27 protein-coding genes are annotated in these 26,596 nt (G+C 74.2%); 13 read left to right on the top strand and 14 right to left on the bottom strand.

What is annotated here, in order from left to right; genetic code table 11:
- The first annotated feature begins 8 nt into the window (after positions 1–8).
- Positions 9–416 carry a hypothetical protein gene (locus tag ACZ6O5_RS08615; protein WP_465975506.1) on the top strand — a complete coding sequence of 136 codons (408 nt, stop codon included), beginning with the start codon at positions 9–11 and terminating at the stop codon, positions 414–416.
- Here ACZ6O5_RS08615 and ACZ6O5_RS08610 read toward each other — a convergent pair.
- A complete protein-coding gene (locus ACZ6O5_RS08610) occupies positions 388–2,592 on the bottom strand; it encodes a HelD family protein (protein WP_465975504.1) in 2,205 nt (734 codons plus the stop codon). The two genes, ACZ6O5_RS08615 and ACZ6O5_RS08610, sit on opposite strands and share 29 nt — an antisense overlap.
- Positions 2,593–3,014: 422 nt before the next feature.
- Between ACZ6O5_RS08610 and ACZ6O5_RS08605 the strand changes: the two genes are divergently transcribed.
- The 5 genes from ACZ6O5_RS08605 to ACZ6O5_RS08585 all read left to right on the top strand — a co-directional run bounded on the left by ACZ6O5_RS08605 (position 3,015) and on the right by ACZ6O5_RS08585 (position 9,097).
- A complete protein-coding gene (locus ACZ6O5_RS08605; RefSeq protein WP_465975502.1) occupies positions 3,015–4,370 on the top strand; it encodes an RICIN domain-containing protein in 1,356 nt (451 codons plus the stop codon).
- 88 nt (positions 4,371–4,458) lie between these two features.
- A complete protein-coding gene (locus tag ACZ6O5_RS08600) occupies positions 4,459–6,864 on the top strand; it encodes a ricin-type beta-trefoil lectin domain protein (RefSeq protein WP_465975500.1) in 2,406 nt (801 codons plus the stop codon).
- Between the two features lie 76 nt (positions 6,865–6,940).
- Positions 6,941–7,507, top strand: a complete 567-nt coding sequence (locus ACZ6O5_RS08595; protein ID WP_465975499.1) for a DUF4760 domain-containing protein — start codon at positions 6,941–6,943, stop codon at positions 7,505–7,507.
- A gap of 36 nt (positions 7,508–7,543) precedes the next feature.
- Positions 7,544–8,290, top strand: coding sequence for a HEAT repeat domain-containing protein (locus tag ACZ6O5_RS08590; RefSeq protein WP_465975497.1), 747 nt, complete (start codon positions 7,544–7,546; stop codon positions 8,288–8,290).
- Between the two features lie 69 nt (positions 8,291–8,359).
- A complete protein-coding gene (locus ACZ6O5_RS08585; RefSeq protein WP_465975495.1) occupies positions 8,360–9,097 on the top strand; it encodes a Clp protease N-terminal domain-containing protein in 738 nt (245 codons plus the stop codon).
- A 47-nt stretch (positions 9,098–9,144) separates the two neighbouring features.
- On the opposite strand, the gene ACZ6O5_RS08580 is transcribed toward ACZ6O5_RS08585, so the two are convergent.
- The 3 genes from ACZ6O5_RS08580 to ACZ6O5_RS08570 form a co-directional block, all read right to left on the bottom strand.
- Positions 9,145–9,663, bottom strand: a complete 519-nt coding sequence (locus tag ACZ6O5_RS08580; RefSeq protein WP_405092737.1) for a hypothetical protein — start codon at positions 9,661–9,663, stop codon at positions 9,145–9,147.
- Positions 9,664–10,035: 372 nt separating this feature from the next.
- Positions 10,036–11,058, bottom strand: a complete 1,023-nt coding sequence (locus tag ACZ6O5_RS08575) for a sensor histidine kinase (protein WP_465975493.1) — start codon at positions 11,056–11,058, stop codon at positions 10,036–10,038.
- On the bottom strand, positions 11,051–11,746 hold the full coding sequence (locus ACZ6O5_RS08570) for a response regulator transcription factor (protein ID WP_465975491.1): 696 nt from the start codon (positions 11,744–11,746) through the stop codon (positions 11,051–11,053). The genes ACZ6O5_RS08575 and ACZ6O5_RS08570 overlap by 8 nt, the downstream gene beginning before the upstream one ends.
- A gap of 115 nt (positions 11,747–11,861) precedes the next feature.
- On the opposite strand from ACZ6O5_RS08570, the gene ACZ6O5_RS08565 reads away from it, so the two are divergent.
- Entirely contained in the window at positions 11,862–12,527 is a 666-nt protein-coding gene (locus ACZ6O5_RS08565) for a GNAT family N-acetyltransferase (RefSeq protein WP_465975489.1), read from the top strand.
- Positions 12,528–12,693: 166 nt separating this feature from the next.
- On the opposite strand, the gene ACZ6O5_RS08560 is transcribed toward ACZ6O5_RS08565, so the two are convergent.
- The 4 genes from ACZ6O5_RS08560 to ACZ6O5_RS08545 all read right to left on the bottom strand — a co-directional run bounded on the left by ACZ6O5_RS08560 (position 12,694) and on the right by ACZ6O5_RS08545 (position 15,898).
- Entirely contained in the window at positions 12,694–13,401 is a 708-nt protein-coding gene (locus tag ACZ6O5_RS08560) for a TetR/AcrR family transcriptional regulator (protein WP_465975487.1), read from the bottom strand.
- Positions 13,364–13,822, bottom strand: a complete 459-nt coding sequence (locus ACZ6O5_RS08555; protein WP_465975485.1) for a thiol-disulfide oxidoreductase DCC family protein — start codon at positions 13,820–13,822, stop codon at positions 13,364–13,366. Before ACZ6O5_RS08555 ends, ACZ6O5_RS08560 begins: the two co-directional genes overlap by 38 nt.
- A complete protein-coding gene (locus tag ACZ6O5_RS08550) occupies positions 13,819–14,304 on the bottom strand; it encodes a hypothetical protein (RefSeq protein WP_343443147.1) in 486 nt (161 codons plus the stop codon). The genes ACZ6O5_RS08555 and ACZ6O5_RS08550 overlap by 4 nt, the downstream gene beginning before the upstream one ends.
- Positions 14,305–14,443: 139 nt before the next feature.
- Entirely contained in the window at positions 14,444–15,898 is a 1,455-nt protein-coding gene (locus ACZ6O5_RS08545; protein WP_465975484.1) for a glycoside hydrolase family 3 protein, read from the bottom strand.
- 126 nt (positions 15,899–16,024) lie between these two features.
- On the opposite strand from ACZ6O5_RS08545, the gene ACZ6O5_RS08540 reads away from it, so the two are divergent.
- Positions 16,025–17,230 (top strand): ROK family transcriptional regulator, encoded by a 1,206-nt coding sequence (locus ACZ6O5_RS08540; RefSeq protein ID WP_465975482.1) that lies wholly within the window; start codon positions 16,025–16,027, stop codon positions 17,228–17,230.
- A 136-nt stretch (positions 17,231–17,366) separates the two neighbouring features.
- On the opposite strand, the gene ACZ6O5_RS08535 is transcribed toward ACZ6O5_RS08540, so the two are convergent.
- Together ACZ6O5_RS08535 and ACZ6O5_RS08530 are read right to left on the bottom strand one after the other, a co-directional pair.
- On the bottom strand, positions 17,367–18,377 hold the full coding sequence (locus ACZ6O5_RS08535) for an ABC transporter permease subunit (protein WP_465975480.1): 1,011 nt from the start codon (positions 18,375–18,377) through the stop codon (positions 17,367–17,369).
- A complete protein-coding gene (locus tag ACZ6O5_RS08530) occupies positions 18,374–19,378 on the bottom strand; it encodes an ATP-binding cassette domain-containing protein (RefSeq protein WP_465975478.1) in 1,005 nt (334 codons plus the stop codon). Before ACZ6O5_RS08530 ends, ACZ6O5_RS08535 begins: the two co-directional genes overlap by 4 nt.
- A 76-nt stretch (positions 19,379–19,454) precedes the next feature.
- On the opposite strand from ACZ6O5_RS08530, the gene ACZ6O5_RS08525 reads away from it, so the two are divergent.
- Both ACZ6O5_RS08525 and ACZ6O5_RS08520 read left to right on the top strand, forming a co-directional pair.
- Positions 19,455–20,351, top strand: a complete 897-nt coding sequence (locus ACZ6O5_RS08525; RefSeq protein ID WP_357301531.1) for an ABC transporter ATP-binding protein — start codon at positions 19,455–19,457, stop codon at positions 20,349–20,351.
- A gap of 16 nt (positions 20,352–20,367) precedes the next feature.
- Positions 20,368–21,264, top strand: a complete 897-nt coding sequence (locus ACZ6O5_RS08520; protein ID WP_465975476.1) for a ribokinase — start codon at positions 20,368–20,370, stop codon at positions 21,262–21,264.
- A gap of 45 nt (positions 21,265–21,309) precedes the next feature.
- Here the strand turns inward: ACZ6O5_RS08520 and ACZ6O5_RS08515 are convergent, their stop codons facing one another.
- Positions 21,310–22,068: a hypothetical protein gene (locus tag ACZ6O5_RS08515; protein WP_465975474.1), complete on the bottom strand. Its 759-nt coding sequence runs from the start codon at positions 22,066–22,068 to the stop codon at positions 21,310–21,312.
- 155 nt (positions 22,069–22,223) lie between these two features.
- Between ACZ6O5_RS08515 and ACZ6O5_RS08510 the strand changes: the two genes are divergently transcribed.
- The gene (locus ACZ6O5_RS08510; RefSeq protein ID WP_465975472.1) at positions 22,224–23,717 is read left to right on the top strand and encodes a dienelactone hydrolase family protein; all 1,494 of its coding nucleotides are present in this window, start codon (positions 22,224–22,226) and stop codon (positions 23,715–23,717) included.
- A gap of 13 nt (positions 23,718–23,730) precedes the next feature.
- Here the strand turns inward: ACZ6O5_RS08510 and ACZ6O5_RS08505 are convergent, their stop codons facing one another.
- Both ACZ6O5_RS08505 and ACZ6O5_RS08500 read right to left on the bottom strand, forming a co-directional pair.
- Positions 23,731–24,102 (bottom strand): hypothetical protein, encoded by a 372-nt coding sequence (locus ACZ6O5_RS08505; RefSeq protein WP_396775412.1) that lies wholly within the window; start codon positions 24,100–24,102, stop codon positions 23,731–23,733.
- Positions 24,099–24,581 carry a DUF6232 family protein gene (locus ACZ6O5_RS08500; protein WP_465975469.1) on the bottom strand — a complete coding sequence of 161 codons (483 nt, stop codon included), beginning with the start codon at positions 24,579–24,581 and terminating at the stop codon, positions 24,099–24,101. The genes ACZ6O5_RS08505 and ACZ6O5_RS08500 overlap by 4 nt, the downstream gene beginning before the upstream one ends.
- A gap of 242 nt (positions 24,582–24,823) precedes the next feature.
- Between ACZ6O5_RS08500 and ACZ6O5_RS08495 the strand changes: the two genes are divergently transcribed.
- Entirely contained in the window at positions 24,824–25,234 is a 411-nt protein-coding gene (locus tag ACZ6O5_RS08495) for a nuclear transport factor 2 family protein (RefSeq protein ID WP_465975467.1), read from the top strand.
- On the opposite strand, the gene ACZ6O5_RS08490 is transcribed toward ACZ6O5_RS08495, so the two are convergent.
- Positions 25,180–25,689 (bottom strand): DUF6232 family protein, encoded by a 510-nt coding sequence (locus tag ACZ6O5_RS08490; protein ID WP_465975465.1) that lies wholly within the window; start codon positions 25,687–25,689, stop codon positions 25,180–25,182. The genes ACZ6O5_RS08495 and ACZ6O5_RS08490 overlap by 55 nt on opposite strands.
- A gap of 97 nt (positions 25,690–25,786) precedes the next feature.
- On the opposite strand from ACZ6O5_RS08490, the gene ACZ6O5_RS08485 reads away from it, so the two are divergent.
- Entirely contained in the window at positions 25,787–26,560 is a 774-nt protein-coding gene (locus ACZ6O5_RS08485) for an enoyl-CoA hydratase/isomerase family protein (protein WP_465975463.1), read from the top strand.
- Positions 26,561–26,596: the final 36 nt, after the last annotated feature.

The raw sequence follows: 26,596 nt of genomic DNA, 5'->3' as shown, positions 1-26,596 counted from the left end.
GACTCCCGGTGTCCCACCCCGCCGACCTCGCCCACGCCGTCCTGCTGCGGGTGGCGGAGTTCGTCCGCGCGCTCCCCGCCGACCAGCTCACCGCGCTGGCCGACGGCACCGCGAAGCTGGCCGTGGTCGACCGGACGCGGACCGTCGCCCGGCCGGCCACCACCGCGTCGGCCGGCGTGGACACCGACCGGGTCCGGGCCGACCTCGCCGCGATCGGGGACCGCGCGGCCGGCGTCCGCTACCTCGCCGACCTGAAGCTCACCGTGGCGAAGCTGCGGGCGCTCGCCGGCGAGTTGGGCATCGCGGTGCCCGGCAAGGCCCGGAAGGCCGACATCGAGCACGACATCGTGCAGTGGACGGTGGGGCGACGGCTGGACTCGGCCGCCGTCAGCCGTCCGCCGGCCGCCCGGGGCTGACCGCGCCCCCCGGCCGTTCGGGGCTGCCTCCGTCCGCCGGCCGTCCCGGGCTGCCGGCGGTCTCCGGCAGCAGGGTCCGCACCTCGGCGAGCACCTCGGCCCAGAACGCGGCCGGGGCGGCGCTGCGCACCTGCCCGGCCAGGTGTTCGGCGAGCCGCCGCGCCTCCCGCCTGCTGAACGGCGCGTCCGTCGGGCCGCCCACCCGCTGCCGGGGCCGGGCCGGCGCGTCCAGCGGCACCGGGTCGCCGGTGCAGACGATGTCGAGGTGCCCGGTGGTGCGCGTCAGCGCCACGTAGAGCAGCCGGTGACCGCGTTCGTCGCCAGCCACGATCTCCTCCGGCTCGACCACCACCACCGCGTCGAACTCCAGGCCCTTGGCCTCCTGTGGACTGACCAGGTTGACCGCGCCGCCCAGCTCGCCCCGGTCGGCGCTGCTCCAGGCCATGTCGTTCGCCGCCAGCGCCGCCTCGACCGGGCGTCGCTGCCGCGGCGGGCAGACGATGCCGACGAACCGGCCGGCCTCGGCGTGCTCCCGCGCCACCGCGACCGCCCGGGCGGCCAGCTCGGCCAGGCCGACCCGGTGCACGCCGGTGTCGGCCGGGCCGTCCCGGACCACCTCCACCGGCGGCACGCCCGGCGCGGCCACCGGCAGCAGCGCCGCCGCCGTCGCGTACGCCTGCCGGGGCACGCGGTAGCCGTACCGCAGTGGGGCGACCCGGGCCGGATGCACGGCCGGCAGGTGCGCGAGCACCTCGTCCCACGAGTCGCGTGCCCACCTGCCGGTGGACTGGGCGAGGTCGCCGACCACTGTCAGCGACCCGGTGGCGCTGCGCCGGGCCACCGCGCGCAACTGCATCGGGGACAGATCCTGTGCCTCGTCGACCACCACGTGCGCGTACCGTCGGCCCGGCCCGTCGATGAGGAACGCCAGCTCGTCCAGCAGCGGCAGGTCGGCCGCCGACCAGGTCTCCCGGGACAGCCGGTCAGCGCCGCGCCGGTGCAGCGCCGCCACCTCGGCCGGGGCGAACGCGTCCCCGGCGGCGGCCCGCAGCCGGGCGGTGGAGCCGAGCAGGTCGCGCAGCAGCCCGGTCGGCGTCTGCTGTGGCCAGAGCCGCTCGACGAGGTTGCCGACCGCCTCGGACCGGGTCGGGTCGACGCCGGCGCGGGCCGCCACCAGGGCGGCGAGCCGGTCACCGAGCAGCCGGCGCCGGCCGGCGTACGGCAGGGCGGCGGCCCGGGCCATGGCGAGCGCCTCGGCCACCTCGGCGCCGGGCAGCGTGACGAACCGACCGCCGACCAGCAGCCGCTCGGCCGGGTCGGGGACGCCGACCCGGGCGTCCAGCGCGCGGGCCAGCAGCTCGGCCATCCGGGCCTCGCCCTTGATCCGGGCGACCGCGTCGGACTCGGTCCGCCCGCGTGGCACGTCCGGGGCGAGCCGGTCGACGTCGCGCAGCTCCACCCCGTCGTCGCCGAGGGCGGGCAGGAGCTGACCGATGTAGCGCACGAAGGTCGGGTGCGGCCCGACCACCAGCACGTCCGCGGCGGAGAACTCGGTGCGGTGCTGGAACAGCAGCCAGGACACCCGGTGCAGCGCCACGGCGCTCTTGCCGGTGCCGGGACCTCCCTCGATCACCAGCACCTGGTCACGCGGGGCGCGGATCAGCGCGAACTGGGCGGCCTGGATGGTGGCCACGATGTCCCGCATGGTGCCGGTGCGGCCCCGGCTCAGCTCGGCCAGCAGGTGCGCGTCCACCGCCTCGGCGATCTCGGCGAGGATGGTGTCGGTCAGGTCGTCGATGGTGTTGCCGGTGCAGGTGAAGGCGCGCTTGCGGCGGATCCCGGCGGGATTCTCCGGGGTGGCCTCGAACCAGCCGGCGGCGGCCGGGGCCTGCCAGTTGACCACCAGCACCTCGCCGTCGGCGTCCCGGATCAGGTGTCGTCCGACGTACCGGGTCCCGCCGGCCTCGTCGTCGGTCCGGCCGAACGCCACCGCCTCGTCGGCCGCGCCGAGCGCCCGCCCCGCGGCGTCGGCGTAGCGGCGCAGGTGGGCCGCGGCGGTGGCGTGGGCGGCGGCGGACGGCAGCCGGGCGAGGTGGTCGCGGCGCTGGTCGCGGCGCTCGGCCGCGGTGTCGAAGTATTTCTGCTCGGCGGCGATGTCGGCTTCCCTGGACGCCACGCAGCCCTCCCTCACGCCGGTGTGGACCGGTCCGGCCGACGGGACTCGGTCGGGGCTCACCGTACCGGCTCGGCCCGACGTCACGGGCACCTCACCCGCCGGCAACAGCATTGACATACTTCACTGCTCGGCCTAGGGTCTGGTCGAATCGATTCGAGTCGCGCTGTGGCGTTCCAGCGGCGACGGCGGGCGGTTCGGGTCGCGATCGGGCACGTGCGGTGCGGGTGCCGCCGCCGACGCGACGGCCGGCTGGTCGCGCACCGGGCATGCGGACCAGGGGCGAAGTCCGGGACAGCTACGCCGCGCACGGCGGACCCGGTCGTGCGCGTTCTCCCCGTGCCGGCCGGCGGAGTGGCGGTGCGGGGGTCGTCGTCGATCCCCGTACCGGACAGGTTCCCACCAAGTGGCGAAGGAGCCGCGTCATGAGATTACGCAGCACCGTCCTCGGGCCCCTCGCGGCCGTGGCGGTCCTGGTCGTGGTGGCCGCGACGACAGTGGCGGGCGGCCCGGGCGGGTCCGCCTCGGCCGCGGCGTCCGGCACGCTCGCCGGGACCGCCGGTTGTGGCCGGGCGCCCACGCTGACGAGTGGTCCCCGGACCATCCAGAGCAGTGGCCAGAACCGGAGCTTCATCCTGCGGATCCCCGACAACTACGACCGGAACCACGCCTACCGGCTGATCTTCGGATTCCACTGGAACGGCGGCACCGCGAACGACGTCGACTCCGGTGGGGCGGACCGGGAGGCCTGGTCCTACTACGGTCTGCGACAGCAGGCGAACAACAGCACCATCTTCGTCGCGCCCCAGGGCAACGGCAACGGCTGGGCCAACCCCGGCGGTCAGGACGTCACCTTCGTCGACGACATGATCAGGCTGATCGAGGGGGACCTGTGCGTCGACACGACGCAACTCTTCGCGCTCGGCTTCAGCTACGGCGGCGGCATGAGCTATTCGCTGGCCTGTTCCCGGGCGGGCGTGTTCCGCGCCGTCGCGGTCTACTCCGGCGGCCAACTCAGCGGGTGCGCCGGCGGCACGCAGCCGATCGCGTACATGGGGATCCACGGCATCGGTGACCCGGTGCTCAACATCTCCGCCGGACGCTCGCTGCGCGACACGTTCGTGCGCAACAACGGCTGCACCCCGCAGAACCCGCCGGAGCCGAGGGCGGGCAGCCTGACGCACATCACCACCACCTACGCCGGCTGCCGGTCCGGCTATCCGGTGGTGTGGGCCGCGTTCGACGGCGGCCACACCCCCGGTCCGGTGGACGGCGGCGGGGACAGCGGTGCCCGGACCTGGACGAAGACCGAGGTGTGGCGGTTCTTCACCCAGTTCGGCGGCACCGATCCGACCCCGACCCCGACGGTCAGCCCGACCACTCCGCCGCCGGGCGGCACGTCGATCGTCCGCAACGCCGCCTCCGGTCGGTGCCTGGACGTCAACGGCGGCTCGCAGGCCAACGGCGCGGCGGCGATCATCTGGGACTGTCACGGCCAGAGCAACCAGTCCTGGACCTCGACGGCCGCCCAGGAACTGCGGGTCTTCGGCGGCAAGTGTCTCGACGTCAACGGCGCCGGCACGGCCAACGGCAGCTCCGTGATCATCTGGGACTGCAACGGCCAGTCCAACCAGAAGTGGCGGCTCAACGCGGACGGCACCATCACCGGGGTCGGATCGGGTCGGTGCCTGGACCTGGTGGGCGCCGGCACGGCCAACGGCACGCGGACCGAGATCCGGGACTGCACCGGCGCGGCCAGCCAGCGGTGGAGCCGCGCCTGAGCCGTTGACCGTTCCTTGTGTGAACGCTAACATATGACGTCTTATAGATTGACATTGATCGATTAAGCGGGACTGGGAGGCGGATCGGATGTTCAGCACAGTGAGTCGTCCACGGAGATCGTGGCGGGCGGTGATGTCGGCTGCGGCGGCATCGGTCCTCGCGGCGGCGGCCGTTCTGACCGCGTCCGCCTCCCCGGCCCAGGCGGCCACCGCCATCACCATCAACGGGTCGTCCGGCGGGCGGGCGCTCGACGGCGTCGGCGCGGTCAGCGGCGGCGGCGGAAACAGCAGACTGCTGATCGACTACCCCGAACCGCAGCGCAGCGACATCCTCGACTACCTGTTCAAGCCGGGCTACGGCGCCGCGATGCAACTGCTCAAGGCGGAGATCGGCGGCGACACCAACTCCACCTCCGGCGCCGAGCCCAGCCACGAGCACACCCGGGGCAGCGTGAACTGCAACCGGGGCTACGAGTGGTGGCTGATGGAGCAGGCCAGGCAGCGCAATCCCAACATCGCGCTGGTCGGCCTGGCCTGGGGAGCGCCGGGCTGGATCGGCAACGGCAACTTCTGGTCCACCGACTCGATCAACTACCTGGTGGGATGGCTGGACTGCGCGGCGACGCACGGGCTGACCATCAACTACCTGGGCGGGTGGAACGAGAAGGGCTACAACATCACCTGGTACAAGAACCTGCGGTCCACGCTCAACTCCCGCGGTTACGGCAACGTGAAGATCGTCGCCTCGGACGACTTCGGGTGGGGCGCCGCCGACGACTCGCTCCGCGACCCGGCGTTCGCCAGCGCGGTACAGGTCTTCGGCAGCCACTACGTCTGCGGCTACCGCAGCGCCCAGACCAACTGCCCCAGCTCCGCCAACGCCATCTCCACCGGCAAGCAGCTCTGGGCCAGCGAGAACGGCTCCGACGACTACAACGCCGGCGCGCCGGCGCTCGCCCGGGGCATCAACCGGGGCTACATCGACGGCAAGATGACCGGCTACATCAACTGGCCGGCGATCGCCGCCATCACCCCGAACATCCCCTGGGCGACCACCGGCGTGGCGGTGGCCCAGCAACCGTGGTCCGGTGCGTACTCCATCGGCAAGAGCACCTGGGTGATGGCACACACCACGCAGTTCACCGCCCCGGGCTGGCGCTACCTCGACGCGTCGAGCGGCTATCTCGGCGGCAACCGCAACAACGGCAGCTACGTCTCGCTGAAGTCCACGAACAACAGCGACTACAGCACCATCATCGAGACGCAGGACGCCGGCTCGGCCCAGCAGCTCGACTTCACCGTCGCCGGCGGGCTCTCCACCGGCACCGTGCGGGTCTGGGCGACCAACCTACGGTCCAACAACAGCGCCGACCACTTCGTCCGGGGCAGCGACATCACCCCGAACGGCGGGCGCTTCTCGCTCACCGTCCAGCCCGGCTACGTCTACAGCATCACCACCACCACCGGGCAGGGCAAGGGCACCGCGGTCAGCCCGGCCCAGGGCAACCTGAAGCTGCCGTACAGCGACAACTTCGACAGCTACGCCACCGGCCGTGAGGCCAAGTACCTGATGGACCAGCAGGGCTCGTTCGAGATCGCCGGGTGTGCTGCCGGCCGCGCCGGCCAGTGCGTCCGTCAGATGTCGGACCAGGCGCCGATCTACTGGACGTCCGGCCAGGCCGAACCGTACACCCTGCTCGGCGACCTGACCTGGCGCAACTACACCGTCTCCTCGGACGTGCTGCTGGAGAAGCCCGGTTACGTCCAGCTCATCGGGCGCGGCAACACCTACAACCACCAGGGGCCGCAGAACCTGAACGGCTACTACTTCCGGGTCACCGACGGCGGCGCCTGGTCCATCCGGAGCAACAACACCAGCGGCAACTGGCGCACCCTGGCCAGCGGCAACACCTCGGCGCTGGGCACCGGACGCTGGCACAACCTGTCGTTGAAGCTCAACGGCAGCACGCTCACCGCGGCGGTCGACGGCACCACGGTCGGCACCGTGTCGGACGCCACCTGGGTCGCCGGCCAGATCGGGTACGGCACCGGCCAGGGCGTCACCGCCCAGTTCGACAACCTCTCCATCACGCCGGGCGACGGTTCCAGCAGCCCGACCGGAGAGATCCGCAGCGCCAGCGCCAACCGCTGCCTGGACGTCAACGGCGCCAGCCAGGCCGACGGCGCGGTGGTGCAGATCTGGGACTGCAACGGCGGCGCCAACCAGCAGTGGACGGTCGGCACGAACAACCAGCTCACCGTGTACGGCAACAAGTGCCTCGACGTGGCGGGCACCGCCTCCGGCAGCCGGGCGCGAATCATGACCTGCACCGGCGGCAGCAACCAGCAGTGGCGGCTCAACGCCGACGGCACCATCGTCGGCGTCGGCTCGGGGCTCTGCCTGGACGTCAACGGCGCTGGCACCGCCAACGGCACCGCGGTCCAGATCTGGACCTGCAACGGCGGCAGCAACCAGCAGTGGGTACGCGGCTGACCCCGTCACCCGTCGTCGACCCGGCCGTCCCGTCACGGGGCGGCCGGGTTGGCGCGTCGCTCCTACGATGACGGCCATGGATGTCGCCGCGGTGACCAACGTGGTCGTGGCCGCGATCTCGGTGCTCACCGTCGTCGTCTCGGCGTTCTTCGCGCTCCGGCAGCTCCGGCTGGCGCAGGGCGCGAACCACACCCTGGTCGCGATCGAACTGCTCACCCGGGACCGGATGAGCGACACGTTCCTGGACAGCCAGCAGTTCGTGCTCACCGAACTGCGGACCGCCTCCCCGCGCGGCGTGCCGGTCAGCGAACTGCCCGCCGACGCCCGCAAGCACGTGAACCGGATCGCGCTCTACTACAACGGGCTGGGCCAGATGCTGGCCTTCAGGGTGGTCGAGCCGGCGCTGCTGCTCGGCACCGGTGGCTACCGCGCCCGGGAGGCGTGGGCCGTGCTGGAGCCGTACATCCTCGCCGAGCGGGCGGTGCGCGGTGAGTCGTACCTGTCCAACTTCGAGCATCTCGCGGTGCTGGCGACCGAGACGCCGTGGCCGGTCGCGGTGCGCAAGCTGGGCCTGCGCCGGTTCGACCACTACCCGGCGGACGTGGGTCGGGCGCCCCGGCCGGCCGACGAACCGGAAACCTGAGCGTCTCCTCGCCCTGGGCCGACTACCATCCGCGCGATGGCGGAGTTCGTGCACATCACCCGCGCCCGATCGGCGCGACGCATCCGGCGCTCGGGCGTCGCCGCGCGCAGTCGGGGGCGCGTCGGCGAGCGGGGGGTGTACTGCATGCCGGTGCTGCCGCCGTTCACGCTCACCCATCAGTGGGTACGTGAGCTGCGGCGCTGGCATCCGGGCGTGCTGGTCGCGGTGTGGCTGCGGCTGCCCGACGACGAGCCGGTGACCGTCGGCCCCTACGCCGGCCCGGCACGGCAGGTCACCGCCGCCCAGGCGGTCGCCACGGTGCGTGCCCTCGACGACCCGCGCGGCTACGAGGTGTTCGTCCCCCGCGCGATCACGGCCGCCGAGGTGCGACGGATCCGCGACGTGCCGCAGGGCGTCGGGTGGCGTTACGTGCCGGCCGCGCACGGCCGGATCCCGTGCGGCTGTCCGGGCTGCCTCCAGCGCGGCACCTACAAGGTGGCTCGACTGCGCCGCCGGTTCCCGTACGACAAGCCGCCCGGCCCGAAGAGTGAGCTGATGGCACGGTTGCGGGCGGCCACCGGCCCGGACGAGATCATCGATGCGCTGTACGAGTTGGGCCGTGGCCGGCGTGGCGGGGCCGAGGAGTTGGCGTACCTGGCCGACCATCCCGATCCGGACGTGCGGGAGACGCTCGACGGCACGTTGCGGGCGTACCGCGGCCGGGAGGCGCGACGGCTGCGCGAGCGGGTCCGGCGAACGCTGCCCGAGGACCCGTCCCCGTGATCCCCACGACGCGATGCGAGGCGTCAACCGGGGGTTGACGGAGTCCATGCGTCAACCTATGGTTGACGCATGGACGAGACCGAACCGCTCAAGATGAGCCACCCGGTGCGCCTCGACGACCTGATCGAGGGCATCAAGAAAGCCCGCCCCGACGCACTCGACCAACTGGCCGACGCGGTCCTCCTCGCCGACCACCTCGGCGACGTCGCCGACCACCTGATCGGGCACTTCGTCGACCAGGCGCGCCGCTCGGGCGCCTCGTGGACGGAGATCGGCCGCAGCATGGGGGTGAGCAAGCAGGCCGCCCAGAAGCGCTCCGCCGCCAAGGCCGAGACCGCCGCCGCGCTCGACCCGAACGCCGGGTTCGGCCGGTTCACGCCGCGCGCCCGCAACGTGGTGCTGGCCTCGCAGGAGGAGGCACGGGCCGCCGGCCACGCCGAGATCACCCCGGAGCACGTGGCGCTGGGGCTGCTCGCCGAACCGGACGGGCTGGCCGCCGCGTTGGTCAAGGCGAAGGGCGTACCCCTGGAGATGTTCCGGGAGGCCGTGGCCGCGACCCTGCCGGCGAAGGCCGACCAGGTTCCGGACCTGATCCCCTACGACGCGCGCGCCAAGAAGGTCCTGGAGCTGACGTTCCGGGAGGCGCTGCGGATGGGGCACAACTACGTCGGGACCGAGCACATCCTGCTGGCCCTGCTGGAGGAGGAGGGGGCCGACGGCGTGCTCGGTGGCCTCGGCCTGACGAAGGAGGCGCTGGAGTCCGCGGTGGAGGGCGCGCTGGCGGAGCTGGCCCGTAAGCGGGCCTGAGCCGCGTCGGGCACGCGCCACGGGGGCGCGTGCCCGACGTGCGGTTGTCAGTCGGCGGCGGGGAATCCGTAGCGGGCGGCGTGCTCCGGGTCGGCCGGGTCGACCTGGCGGATGCCGGCGTCGGCGAGAAGCTTGTTCACCTCGTCGAGCCGGTCCCGGACCAGCCGGGCCTCCTCCTCGGTGACCCGGCCGCGGTGCGGCCGGCCGGCGTGCTCGATGGTGCCGTAGTCGACCTTCTCGGCGGTACGCCGCGCCTTCGGCGGCCGGACCCGCTCGGCGGTCCGCAGCAACCGCGCCATCGGCACGTCGGTCGCCATCGCGTCGAACTCGCTGGCGGTCAGCACCACCCGGCGCGGCTCGCCGCCGCCGTGCCGGTCGTGGATCTCCACCACGGCCACGTCCAGCGCCGCGTCGTCGATGCTCTCCACGTCGACCGGGGTGGCGTCCAGTTGCACGGGCCCGGCGACCAGGTCCGGGTGCTCCAGCACGACGACCCGGACCACCTCGTCGTCGGGGGACAGCACCTGGCCGGTGAAGTCGGAGACGTGGATCGTCTTCTTGCCCATGCGCGGAGCTTCTCCTGTCGTAGGCCGGAAATCGGACCACAAGACGCTACCGCACAGGCGTACGAAGGCCGGTACGACCGCCGCCCGGTGTGTCGCCGCCCGCCCTACCCCGTCGTGAGGCCGCGCCAGGCGGGGGTGCCGGCCGGCTGCGCGTTCAGCTCGGCCCAACAGGGCCCCCGGTGTCGGGCCTCGCGGTAGGCCGGCTGCGCCGGGAAGCGGCCAGCCGCTTCGGCGGCCCGCCACCTCCGCGGCGGGTCCTGCTGGAATCGGTCATTCGGCTTCTGAGGCATGACCACTACCGTCCCAGAGAAACTTGTCCATGTATGAAAGTGAATATGACGCGGGGTCGAGGCGTTCGGTTCCGCCGAAGCGTCAGATTCCGGCGGCCGGCAGGCGGACCACGAATCGGCATCCGTCGCTGACGTTCTGGACCTCTACCCGTCCGCCGTGCGCCTCAACCAACCCGCGCACGATCGCCAGTCCGAGCCCGCCGGACCCGCTCGGCTCCACCGCCGCCGGCGTACGGGCCGGCTCGCCCCGGAACGCCACGTCGAAGACCCGGGGCAGATCGTTCGCCGGAATGCCGCCACAGGTGTCCGCGACCGCCAGCCAGGCGGTGTCGACGTCCCGCCCCGCGTCGACCGTCACCGTGCCGTCGGCCGGCGTGTAGCGGATCGCGTTCAGCAGCAGGTTGCCCACCACCCGCGCCAGCTCCCGCTCGCTGGCCGTCACCGCCGGCCAGCCCGACTCGGGGGCGACCAGTCGGATCCGGCGGGCGGCGGCCAGCGGCGCCGCGCCGGCCAACGCGTCGGAGACCACGTCGCCGAGCGCCACCGTGGACAGCGACAACCGGAGCGCCCCGGCGTTGATCCGGGACAGCTCGAACAGGTCGTCCACCAGCCGGGTCATCCGGTCGGTCTCGATCCGGATCCGGCGGTGGTACTCGGCCACCGTCACCGGCTCGTCGACCACCCCGTCCTCCAGCGCCTCGGCCATCGCCCGCAACCCGGCCAGCGGGGTCCGCAGATCGTGCGAGACCCAGGCGACCAGATCGCGGCGCCCCTTCTCGATGAGGCGTTCCCGGGCCCGGGCCTGGTCCGCCCAGACCGCGGCGGCGGCCAGCCGGCGGCCGAACAGCCAGCCCACCGCCAGGCTCACCACCGCGGCGGCGGCGAGCGTGGTCAGCACCACCTGGAGGTCGTGTGGGGAGAGGAACATGGCCTGGGCGACCACCGCCACCCCGGCGGCCACCGCGCCGACGGTCGTGGCCAGCAGCACCGAGATGTGCACGGTGATCGACCGGCCGCGCAGCGCCCGCAGCGCCACCGCGCCGGCCAGCCCGACCGCGAGCGCCGCGGCCAGCGACGCACCGAAGATCAGCGCGAGGTCACCCATCGGCCGGCTCGTACCGGTAGCCGACACCCCAGACGGTGACGATGCGCCGGGGACTGGCCGGGTCGGTTTCGATCTTCTCCCGCAGCCGCCGCACGTGCACGGTCACCGTCGACTGGTCGCCGAAGCTCCAGCCCCAGACCCGCTCCAGCAGCTCGGCCCGGCGGAACGCCCGCGCCGGATGCCGCATCAGGTGCGCCAGCAGGTCGAACTCGCGCAGCGTGAGGGCCAGATCCCGGCCGTGCAGGCGGGCCACCCGGGGTCCGGTCTCCACCTCCAGGCCGCCGTCGGTGAGCAGCTCCGGCAGCACGCCGGCCGGCTCGCCGCCGGCCCGGCGCAGCACCGAGCGGACCCGCAGCACCAGCTCGCGCGGAGAGAACGGCTTGCCCAGGTAGTCGTCCGCGCCCAGTTGCAGGCCGAGGATGCGGTCCGCCTCGTCGCCGCGCGCGGTCAGCATGACGATGGGTACGCCGTCCGGCCGCTCCCGCAGCCGCCGGCACACCTCCAACCCGTCCAGTACGGGGAGCATCAGGTCCAGCACCACCAGGTGCGGCGGCCGGCGGGACACGGCGTCCAGGGCTGCCGCCCCGTCCCCGGCGTGCTCGACCTCGTAGCCGGCGTGCTCCAGGTAGCGGCAGACCACGTCGGCGACCGTCCGGTCGTCGTCGACCACCAGCACCCGCTGCCCCACGGTGCACCTCCTGCCGGCCGGGAGGTCAGCGTAGCCACGGGCGGGCGCGTGATCCATTGCCAGGTTCTTACGGTCGGCGGCGACCGGGCGGGCCCGGTGGGCGTACCGTGATCATGTGCTCGACCGACGGCTCTTCCTGCACCTGGCGACCTGGTTGGGGCAGTGGCCGGCGGCGCCCGGGTTGCACGTGGTCCGGTCCTGGCGCCGCGCCCGCCCGGCCTGGGACGGGCGGCTGCGCCCGGCGATCGGGGTCGCGGCGGGCGGCAGCGCGATCCTGTCGGTGGCGCCGGCCCGCGTCGAGGCGGTGCGCGCGCTGGTGGCGGGGCGGTCGATCGAGGAGTGGCTGCCCGCGCTGCCGGCGGCGGTCGGCACCCCGGAACTCACCACGAACCGGGGCGTGTTCCGCTGGTGCACCGACCCGGCGCCGCTGCCCGACGTGGGGGAGTGGCTGCCGCCGGAGATGCCCGGCGCCCCACCGTGGCTGGGTCTGTTCGACACCGACGTGCTGGTGGTCCGGGACGCCGACGGCGCGTACCTGGCCGGCGTGGGGATCAAGCGGCACGACGCGTTCGGGCACGAGCTGGCGGTGGGCACGGTGCCGGCGGCCCGGGGGCGCGGACTGGCCCGACGGCTGGTCGCGCAGGCGGCCCGGCGCGTGCTGGCCGAGGGCGCGATCCCTACCTACGTCCACAACCCGGGCAACCTGGCGTCCGCCCGAGTGGCCGAGGCGGCCGGGTTCCCGGACCGGGGCTTCACCTCGTTCGGCGTCTTCCCGCACTGAGCGGCGGCGCGGACCGTGGATCCCGGGCCGGATCCACGGTCCGCTGCCTCTCCCCCCAGGCCCCGATGTTGGTAACGCTAGGTAAACCCATGCGGCCGAGCAAGACGCTGACCTTGTCCGGTTGTGGACTTGACCTGTGGAATCGTTGTCGCAGCCGAACGGTGGGTCAGTGACGCAGCGTGTGGATCAGTGTGACCGCCTGGCGGGTGACCGGGCGGAGCACCCGCAGCCGGGACAGCCCCACGAGCCGGTCGACCAGCGGGACCACGCCGTCGATGAGCTGCCGGGTCTTGGCCTGGCCGGGCGAGCGGTCGTGCACCCAGTAGAGCACCACGCCCAGGTAGCCGAGCCAGAGCAGCTCCGGCAGGGCCGCCCGCAGCTCCTCGTCCAGTTTCGCGGCGGAGCCCGACAGCACCTCGCGGAAGAGCGCCACCGACGCCTCGCGGGGCGCCGACGACTCGGCGGAGAACGGGCTGAGCGGCGAGGTCGGCTCCGCCGCCGTTTTGAAGAAGGTGCCGGCGAACGAGTGGTACGGGCTCAGCACGTCGACGCCGGCGTGCAGCACGCCGGCCAGCCGCGGCGCGAAGTCCCGCTCCCGGGCGAGCACCGGCGCGGCGGCGGTGCGGTGCTCGCGCTGGGTGTCCGCGTAGAACTCCTGGATGAGGTGTTCCTTCGAGCCGAAGTAGTAGTAGGCGTTGCCCACCGCCACGCCGGCCTCCTGGGCGACGGCACGCATGGTGGTGCGCGCGTACCCCCGCTCGCGGAACAGGCGCATCGCGGTGTCCAGGATCAGCTGGCGGGTCTGCTCACCCCGGGCGGTCGCCCCACCGCTCGGGTCACCCGCACCGGTCGTCGGCGCACTCTGTTCGGTCATCGTGGTCACCGTATCCCGGTTCCCGGACGCGTTCGCGGACCGCGGCGGCGACCGCCACCACCCGCCGGGCCAGTGGCAGCAGGTGCGGGCGGGTCAGCCGTTCGGCGGTGGCGCGGTGCCCGGCGAGCGCCCAGAGACAGGCGAACCAGGCGCCGTCGCCGGTCCAGACCGCGCCGGTGTCGGCGACCACTGTCAGGTCCCGCAGTGTGGCGTCGTGGTCGAGCCCGGGGAAGCGGCGCCGGGCCTGCGCCGACCCGGCCGCCACGAACTCCAGCGGTACGAGGTGGTCCCGCGAGGCGAGCCACCGCCGGGCGGAGCGGCACAGCGGGCAGCCGGCGTCGTAGAGGACGGTGAACCCGCGGATCCCACCGGCCCCGTGCCCGGTGGGATCCGACGGGTGCCCGCCGGGGGCGGACGTCACCGGGCCGGCGGGTTCGGGCCGGCGGGCGGGACCGGTCGCGGGCCACCCTGCGGCGGGTGCGCGGCGCCCTGCGGCGGGAAGACCACGCCGGGCGGCGGGAGCATGCCGGCCGGCGGGAGCGGCGGGTGGCTCGCCTGGTGGCGCAGCCGGCCACGCCGGTAGCGGCCGAGCGCGAACACGTTGAAGAAGTGCAGGGCGCCCAGGACCAGGAGCACCATCCCCACCTTCAGGGACAGTTGCTCCAGCGCCTGACTGGCGTCGCCGATCGGGTCGGACTCCTTCATGGCCACCGTGACGTAGCCGAGGTTGAGCAGGTAGAAGCCGACGACCAGCAGGCTGTTGACCGCCTCGGCCAGCCGGCTGTCGGGGAACACGTCCCGCAGGAAGACCAACCCGTTGCGGGAGAGCGTCCGCGCCACCCAGACGGTTAGCCCGATGCTGACCGCAAGGTACGCCAGGTACATCCAGACCTTCGCATCCATCCCCGCCGCCTTTCTTGAACGCGTTCAAATTTGCGTCGCGCTGAGCGTACGACGTCTTTTGAACGCGTTCAAGTCGACGGTGCCCGGGACGCGCGCCGGCCCGCCGTCGGTGGACGGCGGGCCGGCGGGCACGGACGGATCAGCCGGTCAGGCCGAGCACCCGGGCGGCGGCCCGGCCGTTGGCGTGGCTCGCGCCGTAGGTGGCGACGAACGCGCGCGCCCCGGCCGGCCGCCAGGCCCCCGGCCAGCCCATCTCCACCACGGTCACCGGATGCGTGGCGGCCAGCGTCTCGACCAGCTCCCGCGCCCCGGGCAGCCGGTGCAGGTGCCGCCCGACCAGCACCACCGGCCGCTCGCCGGCGAGCCGGCCCAGCTCGCCCGGGTCGGTCTCGCCGGCCACCGCGCGGACCTGCTCGACGCCGGCGGCCAGGTGCGGACCCAGCCCCCACGGCACCCGCCCCTCGGCGATCGTGGCGGCGGCGTGCACCTGCACCACCAGCGGGGCGCCCGGACCGGGCAGGTCGCCCTCGACGCGCACCGCCCGTAGCGCGGCGGCGTAGCCGAGGCCGTCGGCGGGCGGGGCCGGTGCGTCGGCCGGTCCGGCCCAGCCGGCGAGCGCGGCGGTCCGGCCAGCGGCCTCCTCCACCCGGGCGCGGTCCAGCCGGCCGTCCCCGAGTGCGGCGACGATCTCGGCGGCGATGTGTTCCACCAGGGCGGCGTCGACCTGCGCGCCGATGCAGAGCAGGTCGGCGCCGGCGGCCAGCGCGCGGACCGCGGCCGGACCCACCCCGCCGGCGGCCAACGCCGCGCCCTTCATCTCCAGCGCGTCGGTGATCACCGTGCCGGTGAAGCCGTACTCGCCGCGCAGCAGGTCGTGCAGGACCGCCCGGCTGAACGTGGCCGGGCCGTCGCCGGTCAGCGCCGGCACCCGGATGTGCGCGGTCATCACCGCGCGGACGCCGGCGTCGACCACCGCGGCGAACGGCGGCAGGTCCCGCTCCCGCAGCACGGCCGGCGGCACGTCGACAGTGGGCAGCTCGTGGTGGGAGTCGGCGACCGTCGCGCCGTGCCCGGGGAAGTGCTTGGCGCAGGCGGCCACGCCGACCGACTGGAGGCCGGCGACCGCGGCGGCCGAGTGCACCGCCACCCGCTTCGGGTCCGCGCCGAACGAGCGGGTGCCGATCACCGGGTTCTCGTCGGCGGTGTTCACGTCGACCGTGGGGGCCAGGTCGAGCGTGAGGCCGAGCGCGGCCAGCTCCGCGCCGATCGCCGCGTACACCGCCCGGGTGAGGTCCGGGTCGTCGACCGCGCCGAGCGCGGCGTTGCCCGGGTACGGGCTGCCGGTGGCGTGGGCCAGCCGGGTGACGTCGCCGCCCTCCTCGTCGATCGCGACGATCACGTCCGGGCGGCCGGCGCGCAGCGCCGCCGTGGACGCCGCCACCTGGGCCGGGTCGTGCACGTTCGTGCCGAACAGGGTGTGCCCGGCGAGCCCGTCGGCGAGCAGGTCGACCGCCCAGTCCGGCGGCACCGGGCCCGGGTACGCGGCCAGCAACGTGCCCAGCGCGAGCCGACGGAGTCCTGGATCCAGCCCCACTGTCGTTCCCCTTTCCCTGCCGGGTCGTCCGACCTCCGTCGGACAGGGTGGCCGATACGCTAACGGGCACCCTTCGGCAGGCGTTTTATGGTTAGCAACCTTACGAAAAAAATTGAGGACGTTGGCATGAGTGCGACCCGGCTGCCCGGCACCCCCCGACTGTTGCGGGCGCTCAACGACCGTGCGGCGCTGGAGCTGCTGCTCGAACGCGGTCCGCTGACCCGGGCCCGGATCGGCGAGCTGACCGGGCTGTCCAAGGTGACCGCCTCCCAGTTGGTCGAGCGGCTGGAGGAGCGCGGCCTGGTCGCCCGCGTCGGCGAGCAGGCCGGCGGGCGGGGCCCGAACGCCCAGCTCTACGCGGTGCGTCCGGGCAGCGCGTACGTGGTCGGCGTGGACGTCGGCGCGGAGCGGGTGGTGGCGGCCTGCGCCGACATCACCGGCACCGTCGCCGGCCGGGTCGAGCAGTCCACCAAGGACACCGACGACCCGGTCGGGGTGGTGCACAACGCCGTGGTGCAGGCCGCCAGCAGCGCCGGCGCGGAGCTGTCCGCGGTCCGGCGCGTCGTGCTGGGCACCCCCGGCCTGGTCGATCCGCAGACCGGCGACATCACGTTCGCGTTCAACCTGCCGCGCTGGCACAGCGGCCTGCTCGCCGCGCTCCGGGAGGACCTGGACACCCCGGTCGTGTTCGAGAACGACGTGAACCTCGCCGCGGTGGCCGAGGCGCAGTCCGGCGCCGCCCGGGGCACCGCCGACTTCGTGTTGGTCTGGGTGGACGCGGGCGTCGGCCTGGCGATCATGCTGGGCGGCCGGCTGCACCACGGCAGCAGTGGCGCGGCCGGTGAGATCGGCTACCTGCCGGTGCCCGGAGTGCCCATCCCGCGCGACGTGTCGCGGCGGGCCAAGCCGGCGTTCCAGCAGCTCGCGGGTGCCGACGCGGTGCGCGCCGTGGCGGCCGAGCACGGCTTCGCCACGCCGGACGCGGCCGAGCAGGGTGTCGCGGCGGCGTGGGCCGCCGAGGCGGTGCAGGCCGCCATCGCCGCCGGCGAGGCCGGGGGCCCGGTGCTTGACGAGCTGGCCCGCCGGCTGGCGCTCGGCGTGGCGAGCACCTGCGTGGTGCTCGACCCGCCGCTGGTGGTGCTCGCCGGCGCGGTCGGTCGGGCGGGCGGGGCGGCGCTGGCCGAGCGGGTGCAGCAGGAGGTCGCGGCGATCACGCTGGTCCGCCCCCGGGTGGTGAGCACCGGGCTGACCGAGGAGCCGATCCTGCGCGGCGCGTTGCGTACCGCGCTCGACGCGGTCCGGGACGAGGTGTTCGGCTCGACGGTCGGCTGACCGCCGACCTGTCACCGCACCGGCCGCCATGTGAAGGAATTCTTCACGCTGTAGGCGAAGTCTGCAAGGAGTTGCCGGCGACGTCCGGTCGGCCCGCGTCGGCGCGGCCCGGCCGGACCGGGCCGCGCCGACGTGCTCAGATCAGGTCACGGCGGCGGAACACCGCGAACGCGGCGGCCACCAGCGCGGCGGTGAGCCCGAGCAGGACCACCAGGCCCGCCGGCCAACCGAGCGTGTACGAGCCGTCGCAGAAGCCGGAGATCCCGGTGCCGCACGCGTTGTCGTCCCAGAACCGCACCTGGCCGGCGAGCCACGCCCCCAGGTAACTGGAGAGCATGAACCGGTCCGGTCGGCCGACCTGGAGGATCTGGAACACCAGCCGCGCGCCCAGCTCCCACACCACCACGTACGCGGCCACCGTGCCGAGCGCCGCCGAGGTGTGCCGGCCCAGCGTGGCGACGGCGAACCCGAGCGCCGCGGCGAGCAGCACCAGCACCACGCCGCGCGCCCAGACCGCGCCGAGCCCGGCCCAGAACTCGCCGCTCATCCGGCCGGTCAGCCCCGACGCCTGGCCGATCAGCCAGAACGCCCCGAGGTACGCCACCGACGCCAGCACGGAGAGCCCGAGCAGGCCACCCAGCAGCGTGCCGAGCTTCGCGGCGAACACGGTCGGCCGGCGGGGCCGCCACAGCAGCAGGTTGACCACGCCGCCGGAGTTCAGGTCCGCCCCGATGTAGGAGGCGCCGACCAGGAACCCGAACAGCGCCAGGAACGCGATCAGGAAGTAGAGCAGCGGCTTCGCCTCCTTGGTGAAGACGAACACGCCGCTGAGGTGGTCGGACGCGGTCGGCAACTGCTCGGACTGCGCCGGGTCGATCTGGGCGCAGTCGCGCGGCAGGTAGTCGTTCTCGTCCGGGGCGAGCGTGCCCGCCTTGATCCGCAGGCACCTGTCGTGCGCCAGCTCCAGGCGGCGCACCTCGTCCGCCGCCTGCGACTGGGCCCGGCTCAGCTCCACCTCGGTCGGCCGGTGCGAGCCGCCCAGCGTGGTCACCACCGTCACCGCGAACGCGACCGCCAGCAACACCACCATGAGCTGCACGAAGCGCCGGGCGGCGAGCCGCTCCAGCTCGGCACGGACCAGGTTCACGCGTCCACCTCCCGGCTGCCCCGGACGTCGAGATCGATCACACCGTCGTACGCCGGCGCGCCGTCCACCTGGCGCGGTACCGCCACGTGCTCGTCGCCGCCGGTCAACTCCAGGAAGACGCTCTCCAGGTCGGGGCGGAGCGGGACCAGCTCCCGCACCCACATGCCCTGCTCACCCAGCGTGCGGCTGATCACCTCGGGGTCCTCCACGCCGGTCACCACCAGATGGTCGGCGTGCCCTTCCACCGACAGGCCGGCCCGGCCCAGCAGCAGCGCGGCCGGCTCGGGCTCGGCCACCCGGACCCGCCACTGGTGCTGGTCGAAACCGGCGAGCACCTCGTCGACCCGGCCGGACGCGACCCGCCGTCCCCGGCTGACGATCGTCACGTGGTCACAGATCAACTGGATCTCGGCGAGGATGTGGCTGGACAGCAGCACGGTCACCCCGGACGCGGCGAGCGACCGGGTCAGGTCGCGCATCTCCCGGATGCCGGCCGGGTCGAGCCCGTTCGCCGGCTCGTCGAGGATCAACAGCTCCGGGCGCTTGAGCAGGGCCGAGGCCACCGCCAGCCGCTGCTTCATGCCGAGCGAGTAGCCCTTGACCCGCTCCTCGCCCCGGTCCCGCAGGCCGACCTGCTCCAGCACCTCGTCCACCCGGGAGGTGGGCACGCCGCCGGCGAGCGCCAGCAGCCGCAGCGTGCGGTGCGCGGTGAAGTTGCCGAAGAACTGCGGACTCTCCACGATGGCGCCGACCCGCCCGGCCACGTCCGGCAGCCGCTCCGGGGAGCGGGCGCCCAACACGTGCATCTGGCCGGCATCCGGCCGGACCAACCCGAGCAGGGCCCGCAGCGTGGTCGTCTTGCCCGAGCCGTTCGGCCCGAGGAAGCCGTGCACCTGGCCCGCCTCGACCAGCATGTGGAAGTCGTCGACGGCGACCCGGCGCCCATGACGCAGCGTGCGGAACGTCTTGCGGAGACCGGCGATCTCGATGACCGCGCTCATCCGCCTGCCTCCCGGCAGCGGTCGGGCATGAGTCGTCCTTCCTCAGGCGGTGACCAACGACACGGCGCCCCACCCTATGGCGGCGGCGCCGCCCGTGGGGGGCGCCGGGCCGGGTGCGTGGTTGGATGGGGCGGTGACTGGTGACCTGATCCCCGGCGCCGTGGGCGCCCCCGCCCCCTCGACCGTGGACGCGGATCTGGTGGTCAGCCTCGACGGGGTCGGCGTCACGCGCTCCGGCACCGCGCTGGTGCGCGACGTCGACTGGCGGGTCGAGCTGGACGAACGGTGGGTGCTGCTCGGCCCGAACGGCGCCGGCAAGACCACCCTGCTCAACCTGGCCGCCGGCCGGCTGCACCCGAGCAGCGGCGTCGCGCACGTGCTCGGCGAGCGCATCGGCCGCACCGACGTCAACGAGCTGCGTACCCGGATCGGCCTCTCCACCGCCACCCTCGCCGAGCGGATCCCCGCCGACGAGCGGGTCGTCGACGTGGTGGTGACCGCGGCCTGGTCCGTGGTCGGCCGCTGGCGGGAGAGCTACGACCGCACCGACGAGGCGCGGGCCGCCGCGCTGCTGAGCCAGCTCGGCGTCGGCCACCTCGCCGAGCGCGGCTACGGCACGCTCTCCGAGGGCGAGCGCAAGCGGGTGCAGATCGCCCGCGCCCTGATGACCGACCCGGAGCTGCTGCTGCTCGACGAGCCCGCCGCCGGGCTCGACCTGGGCGGTCGGGAGGACTTGGTGGCCCGGCTCGCCGAGCTGGCGTACGACCCGGACGCGCCGGCCATGGTGCTGGTCACCCACCACGTCGAGGAGATCCCGCCCGGCTTCACCCACGCGCTGCTGCTGCGCGAGGGCGGTGTGGTGGCGCAGGGCCTGCTCGCCGACGTGCTCACCGCCGACAACCTGTCCAAGACCTTCGGCCTGCCGTTGGTCGTCTCGCGGACCGGCGACCGCTGGACCGCCCGCGCCGCCTGACCGACGGGAACCCACCGTGCCACAGACCCGGATCGCCGTCGTCGGCAGCGCCAACATGGACCTGGTCGGCACCGCCGCCACGCTGCCCCGGCCGGGGGAGACGGTGCTCGGCAGCGACTTCGTGATGCTGCCCGGCGGCAAGGGCGCCAACCAGGCGGTCGCCGCGGTCCGCGCCGGCGCGTCCTGCGTCTTCCTCGGCGCGATCGGCTCGGACGCGTTCGGCGTCACCCTCCGGGCCCGGATCACCGCGGCCGGCGTCGACACCAACCACCTCCGGGTGGCGTACGGCCCGTCCGGTGTCGCCCTGGTCATGGTCGGCGGCGCGGGGGAGAACGCGATCCTGGTCACCCCGGGCGCGAACGAGGCGTTCACCGGGCCGACCGAGGACGAGCTGGCCGCCGTACGCGAGGCGGACGTGCTTGTCGCGCAGCTTGAGGTGCCGGTCGAGACGGTGACCGAGGCGGCGCTGGCGGCCCGGTCCGCCGGCACCCGGGTGGTGCTCAACGCGGCGCCGGCCCGGGCCCTGCCGCCCGAGTTGCTGGCCGCGACCGACCTGCTGGTGGTCAACGAACCCGAGGCGCAGGCGTTGACCGGCCGCGGTCGGGACGAGCCGGCGGCGCTGCTCGACCTGGTGCCCCGCGCGGTGCTCACGCTCGGCGGCGACGGCGCCTGGTACGTCGACCGGGACCGACCGGCGCTGCACGTGCCGGCGCTCCCGGTGGAAGTGGTCGACTCCACCGCTGCCGGGGACGCCTTCACCGCCGCGCTGGCGGTGGCCTGGGGCGAAGGACGTGACCTGGTCGAGGCGGTGCGCTGGGCGGCGGCGGCCGGGGCGGCCTGCGTCCGCAAGCTCGGCGCCTCGGTTGCCCTGCCCCACCGCGCCGAGATCGACGCGCTGTTCGGCGGGCGGTAAGGAGGGGCCCTCTGTTAACGCCTCCGGTATAGGCGGGGCCCCTTCCTAACCCTCGGCGCGCTCGCCGCGGCGGCGGAGCATGCCGAGGCCGGGGATGCCGGCCACCGCGAGCTTCAGGTCCCGGGTGACGTCCAGCAGGTCGTGCAGGTCCGGGCCGACCCGGTCCAGCGTGGCCAGGATCGGCAGCACGTCCGAGGTGAGGTGCTCCTTCAGCTTCGGCAGCTCGTCGACGAGCCGGATCGCGGCGGTCACCTCCTCCGGGCTGAGTTGCTCGACGAAGCGGGCCGCCATCGGCGCGGCCCGGCGCAGCGTCGCCTCGTACGCGGCCAGCAGCTCGGTCGCGGTGCCGGCGGCCTGCTCGGCGGTGGCCACCGTGCCGGCGGCCCGGGTCGCCACCGTGTCCGCCTCGGCCACCACCCCGGCGGCGGCCCGCGCCACCCGGTCCGCCTCGCCGACCACCGTGGCGGCGGCAGCCGAGACGCGCTCCGCCTCGCCGACCACCACCGCCGCCGCGGCGGCCACCTCGGTCGCGGTGTCGATCGCGGTGGTGGCGGCGGCGCTGATCACGGCCACCTCCCGCACCGCCCCCTCGGCGTCGGTGAGCACCCGGTCGGTGCGGTCGAGCGTGCCCTCGATCCGGTCGACCACCCCGTTGATCCGCCGTACCAGCGCCTCCACCTCGTCGAGCACGGCGAAGGCGCGGGCGGGCACGCCGGCGAACGCGGCGGCCGAGCCGAGCGCCTGGTCCAGGGCGGAGCGGGTGAGGCCGACGACGGCGCCGGGCCGGGGAAGTGGGATCGCCATGCCGACAAGTGTGCGTCGCGCCGGCCACCGACGCTCGCCGGCCGTCGGGCGGCGCACGTGTCAGGTGGCACCCGGGCAACGAGGCATCCGGGTGGCGGAGACCCGGGGCAACGCCGGCTCTCCCGCGGCGCGGGCGTGCCGCGTAGGGTGCCGGCATGCCCGCCCCCGGCTCGGCCCCGCGGCGACTCCTCGTGCTCGGCGCGTTCGCCCTGCTCGCCGTCGTGCTCGGCACGCTGCTGCTGGTCCGCGCGGACGCCGGACTGAGCACGCGGCGGGCCACCGTCGCCGGCGTGCCGCTCACCGAGGTTCGCCAGTCCGGGACGGGCGGCGGCGACCGTCGACCGGGGGTGGTGATCGCGCACGGGTTCGCCGGCTCCGCCCGGCTGATGCGACCGCTGGCCGACTCGGTGGCCCGGCACGGCGCGGTCGCGGTGCTGCTCGACTTCGCCGGGCACGGCGCCAACCCGGCCGGGCTGCCCGGTGCGGGTCGGGACGACGAACGGGCCCGGGCGGTCCTGCGGCACGACCTGGACGTCGCGCTGGCCTGGCTGCGGAGCCGGCCGGACGTCGACCCGGACCGGATCGTCCTGGTCGGCCACTCGATGGGCGCCGGGGCGGTCACCCGATACGCGGTCGACCACCCGGAGATCACCCGGACCGTGGCGATCTCGCTGCCCGACGCGGACGACGTGCCGCCCGGCTGGGCGGGCCGCCTCACGGTGGTGGTGGGCGGGCTGGAGTTCCCCGACTTCCGCCGGGCGGCCGAGGCGGCGGCGGCCGGCGGGCCACCGGGGGCGCGGGAGCGGGTGGTGGCACCCGGCACCGAGCACATCTCGGTGCTCTTCGCGCCGCGCACCCACGCCGCGACGCTGGCCGCGATCCCGGGTCGCCCCGGCGGTCCGCCGCCGGCCCCGCTGACCCGCCTGGTCGGCGGTGGGCTGCTTCTGCTCGGCCTGGGCGTCGGCTTCGTACCGCTGGCCGCGCTGCTGCTGCGCGGCCCGCCGGCCGCCGCGTCGCCCGGCGGACCACGCTCCCGGCCGGGTCGGTGGCTCGCGGTGGCGGTGCCGGCGGCCGGGCTCGGCGCGGTCCTCGCCGCGCCGTTGCCGACCGACCGGCTGCCGCTCGCGGTCGGCGGGCACGTGGCCGTGTTCCTGCTGTTCACCGGCGTGCTGCTGGTTGCGGCGTACCTGAGGTTCCGGCCCCGCCGGCCGGCCGGTCACGCCCGCCGGCCGACGCGCGCCGCCGGGGTGACGGCGGTGCTTCTCGGGTACGCGGTGCTCGCCGTCGCGTTGCCGTTGCACCTGGGGTTCACGTCGACGGCACCGGTCGGCGCCCGTTGGTGGCTGCTGCCCCTGGTGACGCTCTGTTGTCTGGCCTTCCTGCTCGGCGCCGAGCTGGTCACCGAGGGCCGGGGCGTGGCCTACGCGGCGGTCGGCGGGCTCGCGGTGGTGGTCCTGGCCGCAGCGGCGGTGACCGGCCTCGCGCCCGGGTTCGTGCTGCTGGTGGTGCCGCTCTTCGCGGCGCTGGTCGCCTGGCAGGCGGCGTGGGCCGGGGTGCTGCGCCGGCGCGCCGCGCCGTGGTGGCTGCCGGCGGCGGTCGGTGCGGTGGTGCTCGCCTGGCCGATCGCCACCACGCTGCCGCTGACCTGAGCCGGGGCGGGAATCAGCGGTTCGGCCGGGCCACCCGCAGCGCCCACCAGATCAGCGGCGCCTGCATCGGCACCCGGCCGTAGGCGACCGCCCGCCTCACCGGCCGTCGCCGTCGCCAGTCCCAGGCCATCTGCGCGTTGGCCGGCAGCACCGCGACGAACAACGCCGCCGCGGCGAGGCCACCCCGTCGTCGGGTCGCCGGATGCGCCACCGCCGCCGCCACGGCCAGCTCCGCGACCCCCGAGGCGTACGTCCAGAAGCGGGCCGGCCCGGGCAGGACGCGCGGCACGATCGGGTCGTAGAAACCGGGGCGGGCGAAGTGGGTGACGCCCGCGGCGGCGAGCAGCCCGGCGAGCGCGACGGCCTCGCCGCGACGGTGGGTCATCGTCGGTCTCCCTGCTGTTCGACGGCGCGCTGCACGGCCCGGTAGATCTGCCCGAACCGTAGCGCGTCGGGCGTGCGGACCAGCATCGTCTCCCGCCCGTGCACCTGCACCCACAGCTCGTGCACCCGGTTGCCCCGCTCGTAGGAGCGGTCCAGCCAACCCAGCGGCACCTCCAGGAACGGGGTGAGCACGAGCCCCAGCACGACGAACGCGGCCAGGATGATCAGGGCGAGTTTCCAGTCGCCCCGGTCCTGCGCGGCCCAGGCCAGCGACAGCACGCAGACCAACGCCACCAGCGGCGGCAGCGACAGCAGCAGGACCAGTACGCCCCGGCCCAGGACCCGGCCCCGGACCGCCATCGTGGTGGTGCCGCGGGCGTGCCAGACGTACGTGATGTCGGCGAGCGCGACGACCTGCCCGCCGGCGTGGATGGTCTGCGAGGTGACCTGTACCGCGTCGTCCCGGTAATAGAGGGTCATAAATCAGCGTAACCATCCGTGCGCCATCCGTGCCGCTGCGTGTCGCTCTTGATCGACTCCATCTCGGCGAAGCGGCGGTATCGGAGAGTGTCGGTTCACGCCACCTCGGCGAAGTGGAGTGGATCAAGAGGGAAGTTGGGCCCGTTGAGGCCGTGAGTCGTTTGTGCCATCAGCTCGAAAGGGAGCGTGCATGCACTCTCTGGCGGCGGGCGAGGCGGAGTGCGACTCGCTAGCGTGGGGGCATGACGGACTCCGACGAGCGGGCGCGCAACGTCGAGGTGGTCCGGCGGTACCTGCGGACGTTCGTCACCAAGGACCTGGCCGAGCTGGCCGAGGTGGTGGACGAGGACGTGGCGATCTACGGTTCCGGCTCGGCGGTACGCGGCCGGCGGTGGTCCGAGGCTGCCGTCTCCTCGCCCGGCCTGACCGTGCTCGACCAGGACATCCGGGAGATCTTCGCGGCCGAGGACCGGGTGGTGGTGTCGATCGCGCAGACGTACCGGAGGGACGCGACCGGGGCGACCACGGTGCAGAGCGCCTGCAAGATGTACCGGCTGGCCGGCGGCCGGATCGTCGAGTTCTGGGGCGAGCAGGACACCTACGGCCTGCTGCGCGGGCTGGGCCTGGTGCCGGACGACCCGATCACGTTCTGACCGGGCACGCGCTCCATGGCCCGCTGCACCGCCCGGTAGATCTGGCCGAAGCGCAGCGCGTCGCGGGTGTGCAGCAGCCGCACCGGCCGACCCCGCCAGGTGGCCCACATCTCCAGCTCGCGGCTGCCCCGCACGTACGAGCGGTCCAGGTGTTCGAAGAGCACGTCGGCGAGCGGCCCGACCGCGAGGCCGACCAGCACGGAGGCCCCGACGATGGCGATGGTGACGGTGAGCGAGCGGTGCAGCCAGACCGCCAGCGCGATGCCCAGCAGCGCGGCCACCAGCGGCCCGGCGAGCGCCGCGCCGATCGCGCCGCGCCCGGCCAGCACCCGCCAGGAGCGGTCGCCCCGGCGGTGCCACACCATGGTCAGCTCGGCCAGCGGGTAGCTGTGCTCGTCCACCCGCAGCGCGGTGGACGTGACCCGGACCGACCGGTCGTCGTAGTAGGTGGTCATGACCTCACTCCCGGTGTCCGGCGGCTACCGCACTGTCTACCCCAACGACGTGGGTCGTAAGGTTGGCACGCTACTTCGACGAGGAAGTGAGGGCGGCGTGGGCGAGTTCGTCAGGCTGGAAGTGAAGGACGGCATCGGGACCATCCGGCTGGAGCGGCCACCGATGAACGCGCTCAACACGCAGGTGCAGGAGGAGTTGCGCGCCGCCGCCACGGCGGCCACCGCCGACGCCGAGGTCCGCGCCGTCATCGTGTACGGCGGCGAGAAGGTCTTCGCGGCCGGTGCGGACATCAAGGAGATGGCCGACATGTCCTACGTGGACATGGCGGAGCGGGCGGCCGACCTGTCCAGCGCGCTGGGTGCGATCGCGCGCATCCCCAAGCCGGTGGTCGCCGCGATCACCGGGTACGCGCTCGGCGGCGGGTGCGAGCTGGCGCTGGCCTGCGACTGGCGGATCGTGGCCTCCGACGCGAAGCTCGGCCAGCCGGAGATCAAGCTCGGCATCATCCCGGGCGCCGGCGGCACCCAGCGGCTGGCCCGGTTGGTCGGCCCGGCCCGCGCCAAGGAGCTGATCATGACGGGCCGGATGGTCGACGCCGACGAGGCGCTGCGTATCGGCCTGGCCGACCGGGTGGTGCCGGCCGCCGAGGTGTACGACGCCGCGGTGGCGTACGTGAAGCCGTTCCTGACCGGGCCGGTGCAGGCGCTGCGCGCGGCGAAGGCGGCGGTCGACGGCGGTCTGGACATGGACCTCACCTCCGGTCTGGCCTGGGAGAGCCAGCTCTTCGCGGCGCTGTTCGCCACCGACGACCGGCGCGAGGGCATGGCCGCGTTCGTGGAGAAGCGCAAGCCGGGCTTCACCGGCCGCTGACGCGAAGGTTGTTCACATCCGGTCTACCGGCCAGTA

Source organism: Micromonospora sp. NPDC049201 (genome assembly GCF_055586805.1).
Note: the sequence above shows the minus strand (reverse complement) of the source record. Positions and strands in the feature narration are given on the sequence as shown.